Source organism: Delftia sp. JD2 (genome assembly GCF_001682645.1).
Classification (GTDB): domain Bacteria; phylum Pseudomonadota; class Gammaproteobacteria; order Burkholderiales; family Burkholderiaceae_C; genus Comamonas; species Comamonas acidovorans.
In genome coordinates, this window is record NZ_LFJT01000001.1 from 189357 (window position 1) to 208493 (window position 19137).

The window sequence follows — 19137 nt, forward strand, 5'->3', positions numbered from 1 at the left end:
CTCACGCCGCTTCGATGACGGCCAGCGCTTGGCCAGGATCGACGGGTTCGCCGTTCTCCACGGCAAAGCCCCGCAGCCGTCCGGCCACGTCGGCCGTGACTTCGCTGAACTGCTTCATCACCTCGACCAGGCCGATCACATCGCCCACGGCCACGGTGTCGCCTTCGGCCTTGAATGGCGGCGCGTCAGGCGCCGAACGGCGGTAGAAGGTGCCCGGCAGCGGGCTCAGGACTTCATGGGTAGCGGGCATCGATGCACTCCTGGAAAGCGGGAACAGGAACGAAAGCGGGAAGAACGGAAAACTCAAGGCTGCGCCGGCGCAGCCGCACCGGCAAAACCTGCAACTTCGATGCCGTGCTCGGCCAGTGCGCGGCGCGTGGCCTGCACGAGCGCCAGCGCGCCGGGCGTGTCGCTGTGGATGCACACCGAGTCGAAGCCGATCGCCAGGTCCTGGCCTTCGACCGTGCGCACCACGCCTTCGGTGCAGGCGCGCAGCACCTTGGCGGCCACGGCCTCGGGGTCGAGCGCGCCGACGCGGCGGGTGAAGACGATGGAGCCGCTCAGGTCGTAGTCGCGGTCGGCATAGAACTCGCGCGCCACGGGCTGGCCCAATTCGCACGCCACCTGGAAGGTGACGGACGATTCCATGCAGAACAGGCGCAGCGTCGGTTCGATCTGCTGCAGGGCCGTGACGAGTGCGCGCGACAGCGCCTCGTCGCGCGCCGCATGCATGTAGAGCGCGCCGTGCGGCTTGATGTGCTGCAGCGTCATGCCGGCCAGCCGCGCGAATTCGCGCAGCGCGCCGAGCTGGTAGACCATGTCGTTCACCAGCTCGTCGGCCGGTGCATTGATATGGCGGCGCCCGAAGCCCACGAGGTCGCGAAAGCCCGGGTGCGCGCCGATGCCCACGCCGTTTTCCCGGGCCAACAACACCGTCTTGCGCATGATGTTCGGATCACCCGCATGAAAGCCTGTGGCGATATTGGCCGAGCTGATCAACGGCATCAATTCCTGGTCCACACCATCGCCGATGGCCCATGGACCGAAGCTTTCGCCCATGTCGGAGTTCAGATCAATCAGCGTCTTCTTCACGTTTCACCTTGTGTTGTTGGCGCACGGCCAGATGGCAGCAATGCGGGACAAGGTGAAGATTAGTCAGCTGAAAATCGGCTGAAAAGCATTATTTACAGGCGATGCGATATCTGAAAAACAGATACGCCGACTGCCTGCAATGAACGTTATCCTGCAGATCAGCGAATCCTCGGTATCGGATTTGCGCGCGCTGGCATGTAATTTTTGAGAGATAAGTAAATACCCCAGGAAGACCGCACCATGTCTCTGACCCTTCGCCAGCTCAAATACTTCACGGCGGTGGCCGAAGTGGGTCGCATCTCACATGCGGCACTGCAACTCAACATCTCGCAATCGGCGGTGACCACGGCAGTCCGGGAGCTGGAGGAAATGCTGGGGCAGCAGCTGTTTGAGCGACAGCCTCATGGCGTGGAACTGACCCGGGCCGGACGGCGGTTTCTGAGCCATGCCTATGCCGTGCTCTCTGCTGCCGACGAGGCGATCCGCATGCCGCATGAGGGAGTGAATGTCGAGGGGACGCTGACCATTGCCGCCACCTATACGGTGCTCGGCTACTTCTTGCCCCACCACCTTCAGCGTTTCGAGCAATTGCATCCGCAGATCAAGGTCAAGGTGCACGAGGTAGTGCGTGAAGCCATTGAGGAGGGGCTGATCACGCAGCAATACGACATGGGAGTACTGCTCACCTCCAATGTGGTGCTGCGCGAGCTGTCGCTCGAGACATTCTTTGGCTCGCAACGCCGACTGTGGGTGCCGGCCAAGCATGCGCTGCTCGAAAAAGCGGAAGTCACGCTGGCCGATGTGGCGGCCGAGCCCTACATCCTGCTCACCGTGGACGAGGCTGCGGGCACTGCAATGAAATATTGGAGCAAGACGCCGTACCAGCCTCAGATCAGGCTGCGCACGAGCTCTGTAGAAGCAGTGCGCAGCACCGTGGCGAATGGCCTAGGTGTGACCGTTCTCTCGGATATGGTTTATCGACCTTGGTCGCTGGAGGGAAAGCGCATTGAAACCATCAGTCTGCGCGACGCCGTGCCAACGATGAACATCGGGCTTGGGTGGAAGCAAGGCATCGAATTTTCCCCAGCGATGACGGCGTTTCGCGACTACTTTCGGCAGTTGTTTCTCGAGCCGGTCGTACATCAAGGCAGAAGAAGGCCCGGCGGTTGATGTCGTTGGTTGGACATGCCCATTTCTGCATTCAGAAAAACGGCTTCCAACGAATTTATCGCACATGCGAATGCATCAATTGAGGCATCACTCCATGGCCCGGGTGAAGAATGCCGGCGATTCTCGGATCGATCGATATTCTCTTTCAGCCGTTGTTTTGCACGCTTGATCTGGCGATGCGCTGGTGCCCGGGTATCAGTGGCATGCTGATCCCGGGCTGGCCATTGCTCTTGGCGCCATGCCGTGCACAGGCTTCATGACGCGCAAGGTGTTTGAACGCGCACATTCCCGGGTGGGCATCTGCTGGCCGCACGTGCGGGCAAGCCTCGGCTGGCACAGCAGATCTTGCAGACGGGCGCCACGAAGTATGAGCAGGTGCTTGGCAGCTACCGGGCGCTGATGAATCAGCTGCACCGAGAAGTGGTTGCTGGCGCTTGGGCTCCAGCAGGGAGAGGGCGTTCATGGAAAACAAGCTCAAGCTGTTGGATCTGATGCAGTCACCCGTGAATCAGTTGTTGCTGTTCAGGCAGCCCGCCAGTATTGCCATAGAGTAAATGGCTGCCTGAGTTGCGGGCGTTTTGACCCATCGTGTGTGCGCAAGCGAGGAACGGTCACATGCCACTAGCGCTCTCGCGTCGCCACAATCGGATGCTCTTCATCCGTTTTCATCCGTTTTTGCCCGCGCTCTCCCATCCGATAGAACGCTCCACGCCCTGCACCTTCCAGCCGCAGCAACTCCGATCCCTGCATCCGTTTCAGCAAGTCCTTGGCCTGCCCTTCACTCAGGTGGCACAAGCCCATGATCTCTGCTCGGCGGATTTGCCCATGCTGCTGCACGTAACTCAGCACCATTTGCTCATGCTGTATCGGGGCGAAACCAGCTTGGGCGGCTAAAGACTTGGACGTTCACGAGAACGTGCTGCGCAAGTGGGTGCGTGAGCTGCGGCAGGAGCCTCAGGAGGCGTTCCCTGGCAACGGCAAGCAAAAGGCGCAGGATGCTGAGATAGCACGGCTGCACAAGGAAGTGGCCAAGCTCAAGATGGAGCGCGACATATTGAAAAAAGCTGCGGCCTACTTCGCGAAGGAGTCGATGTGAAGTTCGGCTTCGTGGCGAAACACCGAGGGGCCTGGCCGGTCAATCTGATGTGCGAGGCGCTCGGTGTCTCGCGAGGCGGCTTCTACGCCTGGCTCACACGACCCAGGAGCCGGCGTAGCCTCAGCGACGAGGTGCTCGGTGCGCAAGTGCATCAGAGCTTTGTACGCAGCGACCGCACCTACGGCGCACGCCGTGTGTGGCACGACGTACTGGAGCAAGGCCAGACCTGTGGGCTGCATCGTATTGAGCGGCTCATGCGGGAGCAGGCGCTGCGTGCGAGACCGCGAAGGCGTGGACACTACCCAAGGACCGTGGCGCGCGTGGTGCCGTGGCTGACAACGTGCTGGACCGTCAGTTCCAGGCAGATGGTCCGAGCCAGAAATGGGTGGCCGACTTCACCTACATCTGGACGGCAGAAGGCTGGCTTTACGTAGCTGCGGTCTGGACCTGTACTCCCGTCGAATCGTGGGCTGGTCGATGCAGGAGAGCATGACCTCGCAGCTCGTGGTGGACGCGCTGATGATGGCTGTGTGGCGCCTGGGCAGGCCAGTGGCACTGCTGCACCAATCGGACCAGGGTAGCCAATACACAAGCGAACACTTCCAGAGGCTGCTGGACGAACAGGGCATCACTTGCAGCATGAGCCGGGCTGACGAGGTCTGGGACAACTCGGCCATGGAGAGCTTCTTCAGTTCTCTGAAGACCGAGCGCACGGCCCGTAAGCTGTACAGGACACGAGGCCAGGCCCGCTCAGATGTGTTCGATTACATCGAGTGCTTCTACAACCCGACGCATCGGCATCCGACGCTCGGATATCTCAGTCCCGTACAGTTCGAGCAAGCTCAAGAAGCTTAGGTTGGTGTCAACGAGACCGGCAGCAGCCCAGAGGGGGCTTTCGACGGGCAGCTCGCTTTTGCGCCTGTCGTCGATTTCGCTTCAACGGGAGATCGCGGCGGCCTGCTTGGCATTGCCACCCGAGCTCGCAAGGGCGTCGGGGGCCAAAGCTGCTTAAAATAGTAAAATCTCAGGTTACGCTAAAGGATTTGGGACGTTTTTGTTCTGACTGACATAGGGACTCCGAGGACTGCTATGAAGCATAGTTCAGCAGAGAATATCTTGCTGCCGTTGCAGAAGCTGCAGCAGGCACATGATGAAGTGGCCCACCGGGACATCTTGAGCTTCGACCTCTACAAGCGTTTGAAGCACATGGTTCTGCACTTCTACAAGTACGCAGGTCGAATCGAGACGTCTCGAAGCACAAGTGACTCGCAGCAATTGCGGCGAACACTGATCGATACATTAATCATTTGCATGGCTTCAGCGAATGCCATGAACCTTTCGCTCGGCGAGTCGATCACCGAAGTGGCTGAGGCGAATGATCTTGACTCGTTGGCCTACGAGCTGGGAAAGAAGATCCAAAGCACAGATCTATCTGCTGAGGCTGTGCGAACACTCGTGGTTCTTGGTGGACAGATGGCAAAAGCTATTGAGTCCGCAGATCATATGGAACGAGGTGATCCTCGTGCGACGATGGAAGGGCTTGTTATCCAACTCACTGCTGCGGTCCTGGGTATCCTCGGTCATTTGAACGGTAAGCTAGAGAGTGATGTACGAGCACGGCTGAGTGGAGTCGAGTTGAAGTCGATTTTTCTGCGACCGTTCCCTGCGTCGGAGCGTTAAGAGTGGCGTTCTGGAGTGGAGAAGAGCTCGCTTTGCGCCTTCCCGGGCTGATTGGTGGCTTTAACGTAAAGAATTTGGACTGTGCATCCTATCGCCTATCCGTTGGTGATCAGGTTTTTGCAACCTCTGACAAATTCGCATCTAGTGCCCCCTCGGCTGCACTAGTCAGTGTTCTAAAAGATCCGCCTGACAATCTGCTTCGAATTCGCCCTGGTCAGTTTGCTTTCTTGATGACGCTTGAAAGCGTGCGAGTCCCTAAAGATGCGCTCGCTTTAATTTCCATTAGAGCAGGGTACAAATTCAAAGGTTTGATAAACGTCTCAGGCTTCCATGTCGACCCGGGTTGGGATGGAAAGCTGCTGTTCAGCGTATACAACGCTGGACCGGCTGACGTTGTTGTTGAACGTGGCGAGCCGATGTTCCTTATCGTCTATGCCGACCTTGATAGAGTTTCTGCCAAAACTTACAATGGTGCGTCGCAGGGGCAGGTCGACATAAAGGCGTCGCTGCTTGCAAACATGACTGAACAAGTGTTCTCGCCTCTCATGTTGCAGCGCCACTTGGCTGACCTTGAAAAACGAACCAGTGATTTCGGCACCAGGTTTGACGGGGCGATGTCCACGTTAAAAGCCGCTACAGGAGCTCTGGTCACCGTTGTTACCCTGATCATTGCTGTGTTGGCGTTATTGGCTACCGTAGCGCCTGGATGGTTCGGAGTTACGCTCGCAAAGACGCTCGAATCAGCCGGCTACGAAATAAGGCAGAAGGCGCCAGATTCGAGCTGCGAAGATGCGGCAAAGAAAAAAGGGACTGTTGAGGGGTTGAAGAATGCTGGCTCCGCTCAAATACCAATGGATACCTCAACGAAGGAGGTAGAGCAGCGGAAACTTGCCTTCAAACCTGCAGGCGAGAAGAAGCCAGCTGAGCCAACCCCTGCAAAGGGCAAGAGTCTTCCCGAAGACAGCGGTCATAAGAGTCAATGAATTTTTATCCCCACATACCTGCAGCCGTAATTTCTGACTGCGGCCAATACCGCTATTTGTTGTCACGTCAGATCGGGCTTTCGGATCGGGTTGTCACCTTCATTGGTTTAAATCCTTCGACGGCTGATGCGACCATCGATGATCCAACGATCAGGCGGTGCATTGGATTTGCGAAGCGCCGTGACGCGGGGTTGCTGGTGATGGTCAATCTGTTTGCACTCCGATCGACAGATCCCCGGGCCTTGCAGGCGCATACCGCGCCAGTTGGGCCGGACAATGACTCCTGGATCGACCGCGCAGTGTCGATGGCTGATATTGCAATCGCGGCATGGGGAAACGGTGGGACGCTCATGGGGCGTTCTGACGCTGTCCGAGGGCGCTTTCAGCAGCGATTGGAAGCTCTAGCCATCACGAACACCGGTATGCCGAAACATCCCTTGTACGTTAGAGCAGACGCAGAGACAGTTCCTTACTAGGGTATTAAGTCAACAGTCGGCAGTGACTACTGGAGTGGAGGCAGTCCAACCCTGTGTGTTCGATGAAAGCTCAATGCCACTACGGTGTGAGAAAGCATCATCGAACATGTCCTCGGTACGCTCAAACATTGGATGGACTGGATGCACTTCGTAGCTGAGGTATCCAGAATGTGGCAACTGAAGTAAGCCCGAACGTGTTGGCGTTCAACTTCAAACGTGTCCTCAGCCTCCTGAGTTTCAAGATAACCAGAAAAAAGAGCCCGAAGCAATCCGGGCTCTTTTTCATCACCTTTGTCAAAGTTTTCACCAATGGCGGCATTCGACAATATGCCTAGGCCTTACACGTCAATATTCCCCGCCCGCAGCGCATTCGTCTCGATGAATTCCCGGCGTGGCTCCACTTCATCGCCCATGAGCATGGTGAACACGCGGTCCGCCTCGATGGCGTCGCCGATCTGCACCTGCAGCAGGCTGCGGACGGTGGGGTCCATGGTGGTTTCCCACAGCTGCTCGGGGTTCATTTCGCCCAGGCCCTTGTAGCGCTGGCGGGCCGTGGTGCGTTCGGCTTCGTGCAGCAGCCATTGCATGGCCTGGCGGAAGTCGCCGGCCTTGTCGCTCTTGGCCTTTTCGCCCTCGCCACGCGTGACCTTGGCGCCTTCGCCCAGCAGGCCGTTGAAGTTCTGGGCTTCGTCGGCCAGCGCGGCGTAGTCGTGGCTGCGCACGAACTCCTGGGTGAGGATGGAGCTCTTGATGTTGCCGTGGTGGTGGCGGCTGATGCGCAGCACGGGCTTTTCGGAGACCGGGTCGATTTCGGCCGTGACCTCTGCGGGCACGCCCGTGGTGGTCAACTCGCGCAGCTTGGCTTCCAGGATGGGGGCGCAGGCCTGGGCCGCCTCGATGCTGTCCAGCGTGATCTGCACGCCGTCGGCGATGGCGCGCAGGGCCTCGGCATCCATGAAGTTGGACAGGCGGTCGATGACGGTCTCGGCGGCCAGGTGCATGTTGGCCAGCTTGGCCAGTTCCTCGCCGTCCAGCGTGCGCGGGTTGGCACCGCCGGTGCTGACGCTGGCGTTCATCAGCGCGATGCGCAGCAGGTACTGGTTGAGCGCGGGGCCGTCCTTGATGTACAGCTCTTCCTTGCCGTTCTTGACCTTGTACAGCGGCGGCTGGGCGATGTAGATGTGGCCGCGCTCGACCAGGTCCGGCATCTGGCGGTAGAAGAAGGTCAGCAGCAGGGTGCGGATGTGGGCGCCGTCCACGTCCGCGTCGGTCATGATGATGATGCGGTGGTAGCGCAGCTTGTTGGGGTCGAAGTCGTCGCTGCCGCTCTTGCCCGATTCGGCCGTGGCCTTGCCGATGCCGGTGCCCAGGGCCGTTATCAGGGTGACGATTTCGTTGCTGGTCAGCAGCTTTTCGTAGCGGGCCTTTTCCACGTTCAGGATCTTGCCGCGCAGCGGCAGGATGGCCTGGAACTTGCGGTCGCGACCTTGCTTGGCGGAGCCGCCGGCGGAGTCACCCTCGACGATGTAGATCTCGCACAGCGCCGGGTCCTTTTCCTGGCAGTCGGCCAGCTTGCCGGGCAGGCCCATGCCGTCGAGCACGCCCTTGCGGCGCGTCATCTCGCGGGCCTTGCGCGCGGCCTCGCGGGCACGCGCGGCATCGACGATCTTGCTGCACAGGATCTTGGCGTCGTTGGGCTTTTCTTCCAGGTAGTCGGTCAGCGCCTTGGCGACGATGTCCTCCACGGGCGCGCGCACTTCGCTGGAGACCAGCTTGTCCTTGGTCTGGCTGCTGAACTTGGGTTCGGGCACCTTCACGGACAGCACGCAGCACAGGCCTTCGCGCATGTCGTCGCCGCTGACCTCGACCTTGGCCTTCTTGGCCAGTTCGTTCTGCTCGATGTACTTGCCGATCACGCGCGTCATGGCGGCGCGCAGGCCCGTCAGGTGGGTGCCGCCGTCGCGTTGCGGGATGTTGTTGGTGAAGCACAGCACCTGCTCGGCATAGCTGTCGTTCCACTGCATGGCGACTTCGACGCCGATCTCGGTGCCGGGGATGCCGCCGTAGCTTTCCGCAGGACGCGTGCCGTTGGCGTGGAAGGCCGTGGGATGCAGCACCTTCTTGTTGGCGTTGATGAACTGCACGAAGCCCATGACGCCGCCGGCGCCGGAGAAGTCGTCTTCGCGGCCGTCGCGCTCGTCCTTGAGGCGGATGCGCACGCCGTTGTTCAGGAAGGACAGTTCGCGCAGGCGCTTGGCCAGGATCTCGTAGCGGAACTCATGGTTCTGCGTGAAGATTTCCGTGTCGGGCAGGAAGTGGACCTTGGTGCCGCGCTTGTCGCTCTTGCCGACCACGCGCATGGGCGAGACCTCGACGCCGTCCACGATCTCGATCGGGCGGTTCTGCACTTGGCCGCGCGAGAAGTCGATTTCGTAGACCTCGCCATCGCGGCGCACGTTGAGCTTGAGCCAGATGGACAGCGCGTTCACGCAGGACACGCCCACGCCGTGCAGGCCGCCCGAGACCTTGTAGCTGTTCTGGTTGAACTTGCCGCCCGCGTGCAGTTCGGTGAGGGCGATCTCGGCCGCCGAGCGCTTGGGCTCGTGCTTGTCGTCCATCTTCACGCGCGTGGGGATGCCGCGGCCGTTGTCGATGACGGACAGGGAGCCATCGGCATGGATGGTGACCAGGATGTCGTCGCAGTAGCCGGCCAGGGCTTCGTCGATGGAGTTGTCCACCACTTCGAAGACCAGGTGGTGCAGGCCCGTGCCATCGGAGGTATCGCCGATGTACATGCCGGGGCGCTTGCGCACGGCCTCCAGGCCTTCGAGGATCTGGATCGCACCTTCGCCATAGCCGCTGGAGTCTGAGCCTTCGGGGGCAATGGTCTGGTTTTCTGGCTTGTTCTCGTCGGTCATGGAAGGCCCTGGGGTAGTTCCGTCGGAAGCTGTCGCTTCGCTTGAAAATGTTCGATTCGGCCGCTGGCGCGGTGCGTAGGGACGCGCGCTGCGGGCTACGAGTCGGGTAGGGTGGTTGCGCGCCTTGCACCGGCTTGTGCCACCGGGCGGCGGGTGCAGGGGCTGCGCAATGTGTCAGGCATCGGTGTCGTGTGGCGCGCGGTCAGATGCGCATGGGCATCACGACGTACTTGAAGCTGTCGTTCTCGGGGATGGTCAGCAGGGCCGAGCTGTTGCCGTCCTGCAGGTCGATCCTGATCATGTCCTGGCTCATGTTGGACAGGGCGTCGATCAGGTAGGTGACGTTGAAGCCGATCTCGATGGTGTCGCCACCGTAGTCGATGTCCAGCTCGTCCATGGCCTCTTCCTGCTCGGCGTTGTTGGACGCCACGCGCAAGGTGCCGGGCTCCACCGTCAGGCGCACGCCCTTGAACTTGTCGCTGGTCATGATGGCCGTGCGCTGCAGGCTGGCCAGCAGCGGGGCGCGGCCCAGGGTCACGCTGTTGGTGTGGTTGCGCGGGATGACACGGTTGTAGTCGGGGAACTTGCCCTCGACCAGCTTGGTCACGAACTCCATGCCGCCAAAGGTGAACTTGGCCTGGTTGTTGGCGAACTGCATCTCGATGTGGGGCTGGTTCTCGCCACCGGCATCCGACAGCAGGCGCTGCAGCTCCAGCACGGTCTTGCGCGGCAGGATCACTTCCTGCTTGGGCACTTCCACGTCCAGCTGGCTGCTTGCGAAGGCCAGGCGGTGGCCGTCGGTGGCCACCAGGGACAGCTGCTTGCCCTCGGCCACGAACAGGATGCCGTTGAGGTAGTAGCGGATGTCCTGCACGGCCATGGCGAAGGAGACCTGGCCCAGCAGGTCCTTGAGCACCTTCTGCGGCACGCTGAAGGAAGGGCCGAAGGCCGCAGCCTCCTGCACCAGCGGGAAGTCCTCGGCCGGCAGGGTCTGCAGCGTGAAGCGGCTCTTGCCGCCCTTGAGCACCATCTTGGCCTGCTGTGTCTCCAGGCTCACGGTCTGGTCGCCGGGCATGGTCTTGAGGATGTCGATCAGCTTGCGCGCGCCCACGGTGGTGGTGAAGTCGCCGGTGTCGCCGCCGAGCTCGGCGGTGGTGCGGATCTGGATTTCCAGGTCGCTGGTGGTCAGCTGCAATGCGTTGCCGGTCTTCTTGATCAGCACGTTGGCCAGGATGGGCAACGTGTGGCGGCGTTCGACGATGCCGGACACCGATTGCAGGACCGCGAGAACTTTGTCTTGTGTGGCTTTCAGGACGATCATGTCAACCTCTGATTTAAGGATGCGGGTCTCGGTAGGAGCGGCGGCTCACAAATGAGCCCCTCTTGCCGCTCGAATCCCCCATTTTGCCGCGTACATACGACCAGAACGGGGGAGTTTTCATCAACCTTTGAGAGTTTGCTCCAGCACGTGCAGCTGCTGGTTCAGCTCGGTCAGTTGCTGGCGTTCGCCGGCGATCTTGCGCACCGCATGCAGCACGGTGGTGTGGTCGCGCCCGCCGAACAGCTCGCCGATCTCGGGCAGGCTCTTCTGGGTCAATTCCTTGGCCAGGTACATGGCAATCTGGCGCGGCCGGGCGATGCTGGCCGGGCGCTTCTTGCTGTACATGTCGGCCACCTTGATCTTGTAGTAATCGGCCACCGTCTTCTGGATGTTCTCCACACTGATCTGGCGGTTCTGGATGGACAGCAGATCACGCAGGGCCTCGCGGGCCAGCTGGATGGAGACTTCCTTCTGGTTGAAGCGCGAATAGGCCAGGATCTTGCGCAGCGCGCCTTCGAGCTCGCGCACGTTGGAGCGCACGTTCTTGGCCACGAAGAAGGCGACTTCCTCGGGCATCTCGGCGTTCTCGGCGCGGGCCTTGTTGATCAGGATGGCCACGCGCATCTCCAGCTCGGGCGGCTCGATGGCCACCGTCAGCCCGGAGTCGAAGCGCGATACCAGCCGCTCGTGGATGTTCGCCAGACCCTTGGGATAGGTGTCCGAGGTCATCACGATGTGGCTCTTCTTGGCCAGCAGCGCCTCGAAGGCGTTGAAGAACTCCTCCTGCGTGCGGTCCTTGTTGGCGAAGAACTGCACGTCGTCGATCAGCAGCAGATCCAGCGAGTGGTAACGCTCCTTGAATTCGTCAAAAGTGCGGCGCTGGTAGGCCTTGACCACATCCGAGACGAACTGCTCGGCGTGGATGTAGAGAACTTTGGCGTCGGGCTTGTCGGCCAGCAGCTTGTTGCCCACGGCATGCACCAGGTGGGTCTTGCCCAGGCCCACGCCGCCGTAGATGAACAGCGGGTTGTACAGGTGTCCGGGCGAGCCCGCCACATGCATGGCGGCCGAGCGTGCCATGCGGTTGGCTGTACCTTCCACCAGGGTCTCGAAGGTCAGCGCGGCGTTCAGGCGCGTGCGAAAGACGGGCGCTGCCGCGTCTTCGCTGGTGACCGTGGGCACCGAGGTGACAATGGTTTCCGGCGGGGCCGAGCGCTCGCTGGAGGAGGGGCGGACGTAAGTCCGCACAACGCTTTCCCGCTGAGCGAGTGCCAACTCAAGCGTCACCGGCTGGCCATAGAGCGACTCCAGCATGGCCGAGATGCGGCCTGCATATTGGGCGCGGATCCAGTCGAGCTTGAAGCGGTTGGCCACGTAGACGGTGACTTTGGAGAAGTCTTCGGCGACGTGCGCGGTCAGGGGCTTGATCCAGGTGTTGAACTGCTGTTCGGGCATTTCCTGCCCCAGTTGCTCAACGCAGACTTGCCACAGGCCCTGGCCTGCATCGTTCGTAGGTTCCTCTGTCATTGTCGAAGTCTAGTTGTGGATAGGAGGAACTGTTGCGAGGCTGCCATTGTAGCTTTTGCGGAAGTTATCCACAAAATATCAGGAGCTTGTCCTCCGCCTTGTCGCAAAATGGGCAGGCATCCTTCGGGTTCGAAGGGCATTGCATCAAGTGGACAACGCTGTGATAATCGCGGGTTTCCCTGAATGTGTTCAGGGTGATATGTCCCGCCCGTCTGCATCGGGTCTGCATGCTGCCGCTGGCGGCCTTGGGCGAAACCTCTCGGGGTTGCTCCTTGGGCTGCACATGGCAAGTGCATCGTGCAGATTTTTGGCAGGTGGCCTGGCGGTTTGCCTTTGTGGCGGCTGCTGGCTGCACTGCGTGTAGCGTGCCGGATACGGGACCGGTGCAAAACTGAACCTTCTCTAGGAACCAACATGAAACGTACTTACCAACCCTCCAAGACCCGTCGCGCCCGCACCCACGGCTTTCTGGTCCGCATGAAGACCAAGGGCGGCCGCGCCGTGATCAACGCTCGCCGCGCCAAGGGCCGCAAGCGTCTGGCCGTCTAAGGCCAGCCATTGCTGGGCGGTTTGCTCGCTGCACTGAACCCCTGAACGGGGTGCTGGCATGCAACGGCTGAAAACACGTCCGCAGTTTCAGGCCGCCATGGCTGCCGGTACGGTATCGCGTACCGCGCATTTCGCCCTGCACCGTCTCGTTCTGACGGAGCAGGGCGGCGCTATGGCGCCACCGACAGGGCCCGGGTCGCAAGACCCGCAGGCCCTGTTCGGCGTTGGCGCCGTGCGCCGGGATGCCTGGCTGGGCGCCATGGTGCCCAAGCGCTGGGCGCGCCGCTCGGTGACGCGACACACCATCAAGCGGCAGATCTATGCCGTGGGCAGCGAGCATGAGACCCTGATGCTCCAAGGCGCCCATGTAGTGCGGCTGCGCTCGGGCTTTGACCGGCGCCAGTTCGTGAGCGCCACTTCTGATGTGCTCCGGCAGGCCGTGCGCGCCGAGCTGCAGCAGTTGTTCGCCTATGCGGCGAAACGCCTGTCGCAGCCGGCGCCCGAGCTGCCGCAGCCCGCACAGGAACGCGCCGCAGCCGCTGGCGAGAGCATCGGGATTGCGCCATGATGCAGCGGCTGCTGATGGCGCTGGTGCGCGGCTATCGGCTGATGCTCAGTCCCTGGCTGGGCTCGGCCTGCCGCTTCACGCCCACCTGCTCGGCCTATTCCCTTGAAGCGTTGGAGCAACACGGCGCTGCGGTAGGCTCCTACCTGACGCTGCGCCGCCTGGCGCGCTGTCATCCGTGGTGTGACGGGGGGCATGACCCTGTGCCAGAGCAAAAGCCCAGGCTGTTCACCAGCCTGACGGCTGCGCCCGAAAACACCCAACCTTCCTCACCTAAGAAGTCTTCATGAACGATATTCGCCGCACCATCCTGTGGGTGATATTTGGCTTTTCGCTGGTCTTGCTATGGGACAAATGGCAAGTGCACAGCGGCAAGAAGGCCACTTTCTTCCCCGCGCCTGCCGTCGCCACGGCCCCGGCACCTGAAACGGGCAAGGCGCCCGGCGATGCCAGCGTGCCCTCGGCGGCTGCTGCGGCAACGGCCGGTGCCGGCGAAGTGCCTGGCGGCGCTGCCGCCGCGCCCGAGGCAGCCCCGCGCCAGAACGTCACCATCAGCACCGACGTGCTGCGCCTGACCTTCGACAGCCAGGGCGGCACGCTGCGCCATGCCGAACTGCTCAAGTACGCGGATTCCGTGCACAAGGACAAGCCCGTGGTGCTGTTCGACGAGAGCGTGCACCGCGTGTACCTGGGCCAGTCGGGCCTGATCGGCGGCGGTTTCCCCACGCACAAGACGACCATGACCGCGCTGCCCGGCGCGCGCGAGCTCAAGGACGGCGAGGACCAGATGGAACTGCGCTTCGAGTCGCCCGACATGGGTGGCGTGAAGCTGGTCAAGATCTGGACGCTCAAGCGCGGCGCCTATGACATCGGCGTGCGCCATGAAGTGGTGAACACCGGCACGGCGGCCGTGAGCCCGCAGCTGTACCTGCAACTGGTGCGCGACGGCAACAAGCCCGAAGGCGAACAGTCCACCATGTACTCCACCTTCACGGGCCCGGCCGTCTACACCGACGAGAAGAAGTACCAGAAGGTCGAGTTCAAGGACATCGAGAGCGGCAAGGCCAGCGTCGAGAAGTCGTCCTCGGGCGGCTACGTGGCCATGGTCCAGCATTACTTCGCCAGCGCCTGGCTGCTGGCCGAAGGCATCCAGCGCGACAACTTCCTGCGCAAGGTGGACAACAACCTCTACGCCGTCGGCATGATCACGCCGGTGGGCACCATCGAGCCTGGCCAGAGCAAGAGCGTGGAAGCGCGCCTGTTCGCCGGTCCCCAGATCGAAAAGCGCCTGGAATCGCTGGCGCCCGGGCTGGAGCTGGTCAAGGACTATGGCTGGCTGACCATCCTGGCCAAGCCGCTGTACTGGCTGCTGGACAAGCTGCACGGCTTCCTGGGCAACTGGGGCTGGTCCATCGTGGCCCTGGTGCTGCTGCTGAAGATCGCCTTCTACTGGCTCAATGCCAAGGCCTACTCCTCGATGGCCAAGATGAAGGCCATCAACCCGCGCATCATGGAAATGCGTGAGCGTCTCAAGGACAAGCCCCAGCAGATGCAGCAGGAGATGATGCGCATCTACCGCGAGGAAAAGGTCAACCCCATGGGCGGCTGCCTGCCCATCATCATCCAGATCCCGGTATTCATCGCGCTGTACTGGGTGCTGCTGTCCAGCGTGGAAATCCGCAACGCGCCGTGGATCGGCTGGATCACCGACCTGTCGGCCAAGGATCCTCTGTTCATCCTGCCCGTGCTGATGACCCTGTCCTCGCTGCTGCAGACCGCGCTGAACCCCGCTCCGCCGGATCCGATGCAGGCCAAGATGATGTGGATCATGCCCCTGGTCTTCAGCGTGATGTTCTTCTTCTTCCCGGCCGGCCTGGTGCTGTACTGGCTGACGAACAACATCCTGTCCATCGCCCAGCAGTGGATCATCAACACCCGTATGGGCGTGCCGCCGCAGTTCAACCTGCCCAAATTCGGCAAGTCCACGCCGACCAAGTAAGCCTGCGAAGGCCCTGGCTCCAAAGCCCGCTTCGGCGGGCTTTTTCATGGGCGGCCTATCATCGGCGGCCTGAAATCCCTCCCAAGAAAGCTCCATCCATGCTGCCCCGCCACAACGACCCCATCGCCGCCATCGCCACCGCCCCGGGGCGGGGTGCCGTGGGCATCGTGCGTGTGTCCGGCAAGGGCGTGGCGCCGCTGGTGCGGGCGCTGTGCGGGCGCGACCTCAAGCCGCGCGAGGCCACCTATCTGCCGTTTCGCGATGCCCAGGGCGGCCCCATCGACCACGGCCTGGCCCTGTTCTTCCCGGCGCCGCACAGCTATACCGGCGAGGATGTGCTGGAGTTGCAGGCCCACGGCGGCCCCGTCGTTCTGCAACTGCTGCTGGCGCGCTGCCTGGAGGCTGCACAAGCCTCTGGCGAAGACCATCGCAGCGTGCTGCCGGGCCTGCGCCTGGCCCAGCCCGGTGAATTCACCGAGCGCGCCTTTCTCAACGACAAGATCGACCTGGCCCAGGCCGAGGCCATTGCCGACCTGATCGACGCCAGCACCGAGGCCGCCGCGCGCAGTGCGAGCCGCTCGCTGTCGGGCGCTTTTTCCGAGGAAATCCATGGCCTGCGCGACGCGCTGGTGCACCTGCGCATGCTGGTCGAGGCCACGCTGGATTTTCCCGAGGAAGAGATCGACTTCCTGCAAAAGGCCGATGCCAGCGGCCAGCTCGCGCGGCTGCGTGGCAAGCTGGACCAGGTGCTGTCGCGCGCCCACCAGGGTGCGCTGTTGCGCGAAGGCATCAAGGTCGTGATCGCGGGCCAGCCCAACGCGGGCAAGAGCTCGCTGCTCAACGCGCTGGCCGGTGCGGAGCTGGCCATCGTCACCCCGATTGCCGGCACCACGCGCGACAAGGTGCAGCAGACCATCCAGATCGAGGGCGTGCCCCTGCATGTGATCGACACGGCAGGCCTGCGCGAGAGCAGCGACGAGGTCGAGCGCATCGGCATCGCGCGCGCCTGGGACGAGATCGCCGCGGCCGATGCCGTGCTCTTCCTGCACGACCTCACACGCATGGGCGAGCACGACTACCTCGCGGCCGATGCCGCCATTGCCGAAACCCTGGCCCAGAAGCTGCCGCGCCAGGTGCCCGTCATCGACGTCTGGAACAAGACCGATCGCGCGGAACCCGCCCGGATGCAGGAGCATGGCGGCCGTGAAGGCAGCGTGGCACTGTCGGCACGCACGGGCGACGGCCTGGATGCACTGCGCCGGCGCCTGCTGGACGTGGCCGGCTGGCAGTCGGCCCCAGAAGGCCTGTACCTGGCGCGCGCGCGCCATGTGGAGGCACTGCAGGCCGTGGCCGCCCACCTGCAGGAGGCCGAGCTGCAGCTGGCGGCCCAGGCCGCCCACCTGGACTTGCTGGCCGAGGAACTGCGCCTGGCCCAGGTCTCGCTGAACTCCATCACCGGGGAATTCAGCTCCGACGATCTGCTGGGCGTGATCTTTTCCAGCTTCTGCATCGGCAAGTGACCGGGCTGCCGGATGGCCCCGACCCATTCGCACAGCCGGCAGAGTTGCTGCAATACTTATCTTTTGCTACAAAATTTGCCGACGAAAACCCGCTTGTCGGCATTGGCGTGCCCGCTGCCGTCGCTTAGCATGCGGCGTGCCGCAGCGGCCCTCGTCGCTGCCTGCCGCCGGGCGCAGCCCTGGCGCGGGTGCGCGGCCCACTTCGAACCGGATCCGCCATGTCTTCTTCCTCCCACAATGATTTGCGGCCACTGGCCCAGGCCATGTCGTCGGCCGTGGCTGTCGATGGTGTGCAGAACGCGCTGACCTTGGAGCAATGGGATCTGCTGGCGCCCTACCTGGTGCCGGTCATGCTGGCGGCGGGCGAGCTGCTGTTTGCCGAAGGTTCGCTGGACCGCAATCTGTACTTCGTGGAGTCCGGCAGCCTCAGCGTGCACTACCAGGATGCGAAGGAGCGCATCCGCCTGGCCATCGTCGGCCCGGGCTCCATCCTGGGCGAGGGCGCCTTCTTCGCCCACCGTGCGCGCCATGCCACCGTGCAGGCGGCTGCGCCGGGACGGCTTTGGTGCCTGACGGCCATGCGCTTCGCCGAACTCAGCAATCGCCAGCCCGGTGTGGCGCTGGCCCTGGTCATGGCGGCCGGCCAGGTGCTTGCCCGCCGTGCGGTGGACAGCCGCCGCCGGGTGGCCAGTACCTGAAAGGCTCCCGGGCAGCACCTGGGGCGGGGCGCTCTGCGGGCGCGGGGCGGTGACAGGCCGGCCTTTGCGCTGCGACAAATTGATACAGCGGTTTTGCTGCGCCCGTGCTCGAAATGTCGCAAAGTTGCAGGCACAATGCCGCGAGTTTGTGACTATTCGTGACAATGAGAGCCCCCATGTCTGTGTTCAACTGGTTTTCCCGCAAGCCTGTGCCGGAGCAGGGCCGTGGTTCGCCCGGAGACGATGGCCAGGCCAGTGCCGTGGCGCGTCGTGATGCAGGGCCCGGCGGGCGCCGCAGCGAGCGTTCCGAGCGCCGTGAGCAGCTCTACGGTGTGGTGCGCGATGTCATGGTGCGTGCCGGTGTGTTGTCGGCCAGCTACAAGTTCAAGGTGCTCTCGCTGGACAACGTGGGTCAGCGCTTCGTGGTGATGATGGACCTGGCGCGGGCCTATGCCAGCGAAACCGCGCGGCTCAGCGAGATCGAGGCCATGCTGGCCCAGGCGGCCAAGGCCCGTATGGGTGCGGTCGTGACGGCCGTGTACTGGCGGGTCAGCGACCAGAACGCTGCAGCCCAGGCCCAAGCCCAGGTGCATTCCGCTGCGACGCGCGCCCCGCGTCCCGCTCCGCCCATGGCCGTCCCGTTGGCGGCCGCGATGGAGGCGGCAGCGCCCCAGCGCCGCAGGCAGGACATGGCGCCCTTCGAACCCATAGACGATCAGGAAATGGCGGCCTTCAAGCTCGCCGTGGCAGCCATGCCCGCAGCCGGGCGGGGAGCGGGTTCTGCAGGCTCTGCTGCAGCGGCTCCCGCTGGTGTGCGCCGCTCGGGCCCCTTGCTCGGGCCGGGCGCAGGCGATCGCGGTGCGGACTTTCCCCACAGCACGCTGGACCACCTGGACCTGGGCGTCACCCAGTACGGCGAACTGCGCTGACCGGGCTGCGGCCTGGCTCAGTGGCCGGCGAAATCCACCAGCGTGAACAGCGGCAGTCCACTATCGCGCAGCAAGGTGGAGCCGCCCAGCTCGGGCAGGTCCACGATGGCCGCGCCCTCGATCACGGTGGCGCCGAGTTTTTCCAGCAGCCGCTTGCCGGCCATCATGGTGCCGCCGGTGGCGATCAGATCGTCGATCAGCAGCACGCGGTCGCCCGCCTTGACGGCGTCGGTGTGCAGCTCCACGGTGGCACTGCCGTATTCGAGTTCATAGGTTTCCTCCACCGTGGTGAAGGGCAGCTTGCCCTTTTTGCGGATGGGTACAAATCCCACGCCCAATTCGTGGGCCACCACGGCGCCCAGGATGAAGCCGCGCGCATCGAGCCCGGCCACCACATCGGGGCGCATGCCGCGCTGCATGTAGCGGTGCACGAAGGCGTCGGTCATCACGCGAAAGACCTGCGGGTCCTGCAGCAGCGGCGTGATGTCGCGGAACTGCACGCCGGGCGCCGGCCAGTCGGGAACGGTGCGTATGTGCGTGCGCAGGTAGTCGTTGACGCTGGGGGTGGTATGCATGGCGCTGGATCGGGGGCTGGAGAAGACGGGCCAGTGTAC

18 protein-coding genes and 1 pseudogene are annotated in these 19137 nt (G+C 62.7%); 12 read left to right on the top strand and 7 right to left on the bottom strand.

What is annotated here, in order from left to right; translation table 11 throughout:
- Position 1: 1 nt before the first annotated feature.
- Entirely contained in the window at positions 2–250 is a 249-nt protein-coding gene (locus ACM14_RS00830) for an acetyl-CoA carboxylase (protein WP_065344985.1), read from the bottom strand.
- Positions 251–303: 53 nt separating this feature from the next.
- Positions 304–1092 (bottom strand): 5-oxoprolinase subunit PxpA, encoded by a 789-nt coding sequence (locus ACM14_RS00835; protein WP_065344986.1) that lies wholly within the window; start codon positions 1090–1092, stop codon positions 304–306.
- A gap of 240 nt (positions 1093–1332) precedes the next feature.
- On the opposite strand from ACM14_RS00835, the gene ACM14_RS00840 reads away from it, so the two are divergent.
- Positions 1333–2262 carry a LysR family transcriptional regulator gene (locus ACM14_RS00840; RefSeq protein ID WP_012201944.1) on the top strand — a complete coding sequence of 310 codons (930 nt, stop codon included), beginning with the start codon at positions 1333–1335 and terminating at the stop codon, positions 2260–2262.
- A gap of 621 nt (positions 2263–2883) precedes the next feature.
- Here the strand turns inward: ACM14_RS00840 and ACM14_RS32220 are convergent.
- A complete protein-coding gene (locus ACM14_RS32220; protein ID WP_065344987.1) occupies positions 2884–3114 on the bottom strand; it encodes a hypothetical protein in 231 nt (76 codons plus the stop codon).
- A gap of 28 nt (positions 3115–3142) precedes the next feature.
- On the opposite strand from ACM14_RS32220, the pseudogene ACM14_RS00855 reads away from it, so the two are divergent.
- The 4 genes and pseudogenes from ACM14_RS00855 to ACM14_RS30340 form a co-directional block, all read left to right on the top strand.
- Positions 3143–4213, top strand: a pseudogene (locus tag ACM14_RS00855) (IS3 family transposase); the annotation flags it as partial.
- Positions 4214–4447: 234 nt separating this feature from the next.
- Positions 4448–5038, top strand: coding sequence for a hypothetical protein (locus ACM14_RS00860; RefSeq protein WP_139093284.1), 591 nt, complete (start codon positions 4448–4450; stop codon positions 5036–5038).
- A 2-nt stretch (positions 5039–5040) separates the two neighbouring features.
- Positions 5041–6021: a hypothetical protein gene (locus tag ACM14_RS00865; RefSeq protein WP_217491948.1), complete on the top strand. Its 981-nt coding sequence runs from the start codon at positions 5041–5043 to the stop codon at positions 6019–6021.
- Positions 6018–6497 carry a DUF1643 domain-containing protein gene (locus ACM14_RS30340; protein WP_084027229.1) on the top strand — a complete coding sequence of 160 codons (480 nt, stop codon included), beginning with the start codon at positions 6018–6020 and terminating at the stop codon, positions 6495–6497. The genes ACM14_RS00865 and ACM14_RS30340 overlap by 4 nt, the downstream gene beginning before the upstream one ends.
- Positions 6498–6835: 338 nt before the next feature.
- Here the strand turns inward: ACM14_RS30340 and gyrB are convergent, their stop codons facing one another.
- The 3 genes from gyrB to dnaA form a co-directional block, all read right to left on the bottom strand.
- The gene (gene gyrB / locus ACM14_RS00870; RefSeq protein WP_065344991.1) at positions 6836–9415 is read right to left on the bottom strand and encodes a DNA topoisomerase (ATP-hydrolyzing) subunit B; all 2580 of its coding nucleotides are present in this window, start codon (positions 9413–9415) and stop codon (positions 6836–6838) included.
- A 202-nt stretch (positions 9416–9617) separates the two neighbouring features.
- Positions 9618–10736 carry a DNA polymerase III subunit beta gene (dnaN, locus tag ACM14_RS00875; protein ID WP_012201942.1) on the bottom strand — a complete coding sequence of 373 codons (1119 nt, stop codon included), beginning with the start codon at positions 10734–10736 and terminating at the stop codon, positions 9618–9620.
- A gap of 120 nt (positions 10737–10856) precedes the next feature.
- Positions 10857–12263 carry a chromosomal replication initiator protein DnaA gene (gene dnaA, locus ACM14_RS00880; RefSeq protein WP_012201941.1) on the bottom strand — a complete coding sequence of 469 codons (1407 nt, stop codon included), beginning with the start codon at positions 12261–12263 and terminating at the stop codon, positions 10857–10859.
- 414 nt (positions 12264–12677) lie between these two features.
- Here dnaA and rpmH point away from each other — a divergent pair, with 414 nt between their 5' ends.
- The 7 genes from rpmH to ACM14_RS00910 all read left to right on the top strand — a co-directional run bounded on the left by rpmH (position 12678) and on the right by ACM14_RS00910 (position 18523).
- On the top strand, positions 12678–12812 hold the full coding sequence (gene rpmH, locus ACM14_RS00885; RefSeq protein ID WP_012207856.1) for a 50S ribosomal protein L34: 135 nt from the start codon (positions 12678–12680) through the stop codon (positions 12810–12812).
- Between the two features lie 58 nt (positions 12813–12870).
- Positions 12871–13380 carry a ribonuclease P protein component gene (locus ACM14_RS00890; RefSeq protein WP_065344992.1) on the top strand — a complete coding sequence of 170 codons (510 nt, stop codon included), beginning with the start codon at positions 12871–12873 and terminating at the stop codon, positions 13378–13380.
- Positions 13377–13667, top strand: a complete 291-nt coding sequence (yidD, locus tag ACM14_RS30345; RefSeq protein ID WP_012207854.1) for a membrane protein insertion efficiency factor YidD — start codon at positions 13377–13379, stop codon at positions 13665–13667. Before ACM14_RS00890 ends, yidD begins: the two co-directional genes overlap by 4 nt.
- Positions 13664–15376: a membrane protein insertase YidC gene (yidC, locus tag ACM14_RS00895; RefSeq protein WP_065344993.1), complete on the top strand. Its 1713-nt coding sequence runs from the start codon at positions 13664–13666 to the stop codon at positions 15374–15376. Before yidD ends, yidC begins: the two co-directional genes overlap by 4 nt.
- Positions 15377–15474: 98 nt before the next feature.
- A complete protein-coding gene (mnmE, locus tag ACM14_RS00900) occupies positions 15475–16896 on the top strand; it encodes a tRNA uridine-5-carboxymethylaminomethyl(34) synthesis GTPase MnmE (protein WP_065344994.1) in 1422 nt (473 codons plus the stop codon).
- Between the two features lie 218 nt (positions 16897–17114).
- On the top strand, positions 17115–17594 hold the full coding sequence (locus ACM14_RS00905; protein WP_013804809.1) for a Crp/Fnr family transcriptional regulator: 480 nt from the start codon (positions 17115–17117) through the stop codon (positions 17592–17594).
- A gap of 176 nt (positions 17595–17770) precedes the next feature.
- Positions 17771–18523: a hypothetical protein gene (locus tag ACM14_RS00910; protein WP_065344995.1), complete on the top strand. Its 753-nt coding sequence runs from the start codon at positions 17771–17773 to the stop codon at positions 18521–18523.
- Between the two features lie 17 nt (positions 18524–18540).
- Here the strand turns inward: ACM14_RS00910 and ACM14_RS00915 are convergent, their stop codons facing one another.
- On the bottom strand, positions 18541–19098 hold the full coding sequence (locus ACM14_RS00915; protein ID WP_012207849.1) for an adenine phosphoribosyltransferase: 558 nt from the start codon (positions 19096–19098) through the stop codon (positions 18541–18543).
- Between the last annotated feature and the right edge of the window lie 39 nt (positions 19099–19137).